A 3,580-nucleotide genomic window follows, 5' to 3' on the forward strand; every position below is an offset into this window, starting at 1 on the left:
GGGTCGGAGGTGAGGGCGCGGACGGTGTGCAGGCGCCCGAGCCGTCCGCCGCGCACGGCCGCGCGGGCCGCCGCGTACCCGGCGTCGAAGCGGCGCATGAAGCCGACCTGGAGCAGCGTCCCGGCGTCGTCCGCCGCGCGCAGCGCCTCCCGGGTGCCGGCCAGGTCGAGCGCGACGGGCTTCTCGCAGAAGACGGGCAGCCCGCGTGCGGCGGCGGCGCGGATCAGCCCGGCGTGCGACGCGGTGCTGGAGGCGATCACCACCGCGTGGATGTCCAGCGAGAACAGCTCGGCGGCCGAGGGCACGGGCGTCGCGTCCAGCGCCGCGGCGACCTCGACGGCGCGCATCGGATCCGCGTCCGCGACGACCAGCTCGGTGACCTCGGGGTGGGCGGTGATGGTGCGTGCGTGCAGGGCGCCGATCCTGCCGGCTCCGATGAGTCCGATCCGCATGACCCTACGCTGGAGGCAACCGGGAACGCTGTCAATGGTTTGTCCTTTCGTCCTGACAATCGAACGTACGGTTACCAAGGTCACCCTCTGGGCACTACGCTCCCCTCGTGGCCAAGAATGATCCGGATCCGGTGGACCTCCAGCTCAGCGTGGACCGCAGCAGCCCCGTCCCGCTGTACTTCCAGCTCGCCCAGCAGCTTGAGACCGCCATCGAGCGCGGCAAGCTCGCGCCGGGCAGTCTGCTGGGCAACGAGATCGAGCTGGCCGGACGGCTCGGGCTCTCCCGCCCCACGGTCCGACAGGCCATCCAGTCCCTGGTCGACAAGGGCCTGCTGGTGCGGCGGCGCGGCATCGGCACCCAGGTGGTGCACAGCCAGGTCAAGCGCCCCCTGGAGCTGAGCAGCCTGTACGACGACCTGGAGGCGGCCGGCCAGCGCCCCGGCACCCAGGTGCTGCGCTACGCGGCGGAGGAGGCCACGGCCCAGGTGGCCGCCGCGCTCGCCGTCCCCGAGGGCACCGAGGTGCGGGCCGTGGAGCGGCTCCGGTTCACCCATGGCGAGCCGATGGCGTACCTGTGCAACTACCTTCCGGCCGAGCTGCTGCCCCTGGGGCGCGAGGAGCTGGAGGCCACCGGGCTCTACCGGCTGATGCGCGGTGCGGGCGTCACCCTGCACAGCGCCCGGCAGACGGTGGGCGCGCGGGCCGCGACCGCCGAGGAGGGGGAGCTGCTGGGGGAGCCGGAGGGGGCGCCGCTGCTGACGATGCAGCGTACGGCGTTCGACGACACGGGCCGCCCGGTGGAGTACGGCACCCATCTCTACCGCGCGTCCCGGTACGCGTTCGACTTCCAGCTCCTGGTACGCCCCTGACGGAGCCGCCGGAGCGGGTGCCGCGCAGCGCGAGAGCCCCCCTCGCACCGTCCGCCTCAGCGGTAACCGATACTTGTCCGGTGGTCCCGGGTGGTCGGCCCGGACATCTACCGCATCCGTGTACCGAGAGGGCAGAACAGCGTGGCCAGCGTGCAGAGGTCCCGTACGTCCGTACGGACGAAGGGAGCCGTGATGGCGTTCGCCGTCGCGGCGGTGGCGGTGCTCGGCGGGTGCAGCAGCACGGGCGGCAAGCGGGCCGAGGAGGCCCGTGAGCGCGCCGCCGCCTCCGGCAAGGCGAACGTGAACACGCCGCGCTGGACCTTCGCCATGGTCACCCACTCGGGCGATGGCGACACCTACTGGGACATCGTGCAGAGCGGCGCCAAGCAGGCCGCGGCCAAGGACAACATCGACTTCCTGTACTCGCACGACGAGGAGGCGGGGCCGCAGGCCCAGCTCGTGCAGACCGCGATCGACAAGAAGGTCGACGGGCTGATCGTCACCCTCGCCAAGCCCGACGCGCTGGAGCGGGTCGTCAAGAAGGCGGTCAAGGCGGGCATCCCGGTGATCACCATCAACTCCGGCCAGCAGGAGTCGAAGGACTTCGGCGCCCTCACCCACATCGGCCAGGACGAGGTGCTGGCGGGCGAGGCCGTCGGCCGCGAGCTGAACAAGCGGGGCCGCAAGAAGGCGCTGTGCGTCAAGCACGAGCAGGGCAACGTCGGCCACGAGCAGCGCTGCGACGGCATCGAGAAGACCTTCGACGGCACGGTGCAGGACCTCAACGTCGACGGCACCAACATGCCGGGCGTCAAGTCGTCCATCGAGGCCAAGCTCCAGTCCGACGGGAAGGTGGACGCGGTCGTCACGCTCGGCGCCCCGTTCGCGCCCACCGCCGTGCAGGCCAAGCAGGACGCGGGCAGCGAAGCGGAGGTCGACACCTTCGACCTGAACGCCAAGGTCGCCTCCGGCCTCAAGGACGGCACGCTCGGCTTCGCCGTGGACCAGCAGCCGTATCTGCAGGGCTACGAGGCCGTGGACCTGCTCTGGCTGCACCGCTACAACGGCGACATGCTCGGCGGCGGCCGGCCCGTCCTGACCGGCCCGCAGATCCTCACCCAGAAGGACGCGGGCCCGCTGGAGGAGTACACGAAGCGGGGCACGCGATGACCGTCACCACCCCGGAGGCCGCCGACGAGCGGCTGACGCGCCGCCCGCTGCCCGCGCGGCTGCTGCGCCGCCCCGAGCTGGGCGCCGTCGTCGGCGCGATCGCGCTCTTCGTGTTCTTCGCGCTGATCGCGGACAGCTTCCTGCGCGCCTCCAGCCTCTCCACGGTGCTCTACTTCTCCTCCACGATCGGGATCATGGCGGTGCCGGTGGCGCTGCTGATGATCGGCGGCGAGTTCGACCTGTCGGCCGGGGTCATGGTGACCTCCGCGGCGCTGACCTCGTCGATGTTCAGCTACCAGATGACGGCCAACACCTGGGTCGGCGTGGGGGTGTCGCTGCTGGTCATGCTCGCCATCGGGTTCTTCAACGGCTTCATGCTCGCCCGCACGGGGCTGCCCAGCTTCATCATCACCCTGGCCACGTTCCTGATGCTGACGGGCCTGAACCTGGGGCTGACCAAGCTGATCAGCGGCACCGTCTCCACCAAGAGCATCAGCGATATGGAGGGCTTCTCCTCCGCGCAGGACGCCTTCGCCTCCCAGCTCACGATCGGCGACGTGGACATCCAGGTCACCGTGGTGTGGTGGCTGGCGCTGGTCGCCGCTGCCACCTGGATCCTGCTGCGCACCCGCGCCGGGAACTGGATCTTCGCGGTCGGCGGCGGGGTGCACGCGGCCCGCGCGGTCGGCGTGCCGGTGGCCCGTACCAAGATCGGGCTGTATATGGGCGTGGCGTTCGCCGCCTGGATCTCGGGCCAGCACCTGCTCTTCAACTACGACGTGGTCCAGTCCGGCGAGGGCGTCGGCAACGAGCTGATCTACATCGCCGCCGCCGTCATCGGCGGCTGCCTGCTGACCGGCGGCTACGGCTCCGCGGTCGGCGCCGCCATCGGCGCGTTCATCTTCGGCATGGCGAACAAGGGCATCGTCTACGCGCAGTGGAACCCCGACTGGTTCAAGTTCTTCCTGGGCGCGATGCTGCTGCTCGCGACCCTGCTCAACGCGTGGATCCGGAAGCGGGCGGAGGCCAGCCGATGACCGAGCGGCAGCACGAGGCGGACCGGGCGGACGGGGCGGACCGGGGGGACCG

General features: G+C 71.1%; 4 protein-coding genes. 3 read left to right on the forward strand and 1 reads right to left on the reverse strand.

Annotated elements, in window-relative coordinates:
* Positions 1 to 452, reverse strand: a 452-nt coding sequence (locus G5C65_RS33540; RefSeq protein ID WP_165302833.1) for a Gfo/Idh/MocA family oxidoreductase, incomplete at its 3' end; no start/stop codon positions are given.
* A gap of 131 nt (positions 453 to 583) precedes the next feature.
* On the opposite strand from G5C65_RS33540, the gene G5C65_RS33545 reads away from it, so the two are divergent.
* The 3 genes from G5C65_RS33545 to G5C65_RS33555 all read left to right on the forward strand — a co-directional run bounded on the left by G5C65_RS33545 (position 584) and on the right by G5C65_RS33555 (position 3,528).
* Entirely contained in the window at positions 584 to 1,321 is a 738-nt protein-coding gene (locus G5C65_RS33545; protein WP_338146786.1) for a GntR family transcriptional regulator, read from the forward strand.
* A gap of 192 nt (positions 1,322 to 1,513) precedes the next feature.
* The gene (locus G5C65_RS33550) at positions 1,514 to 2,491 is read left to right on the forward strand and encodes a sugar ABC transporter substrate-binding protein (RefSeq protein ID WP_165302834.1); all 978 of its coding nucleotides are present in this window, start codon (positions 1,514 to 1,516) and stop codon (positions 2,489 to 2,491) included.
* Complete coding sequence (locus tag G5C65_RS33555; RefSeq protein ID WP_165302835.1) at positions 2,488 to 3,528, forward strand: ABC transporter permease; 1,041 nt, start codon at positions 2,488 to 2,490, stop codon at positions 3,526 to 3,528. Before G5C65_RS33550 ends, G5C65_RS33555 begins: the two co-directional genes overlap by 4 nt.
* Positions 3,529 to 3,580: the final 52 nt, after the last annotated feature.

The organism is Streptomyces boncukensis (assembly GCF_011045075.1).
Lineage (GTDB): Bacteria > Actinomycetota > Actinomycetes > Streptomycetales > Streptomycetaceae > Streptomyces > Streptomyces boncukensis.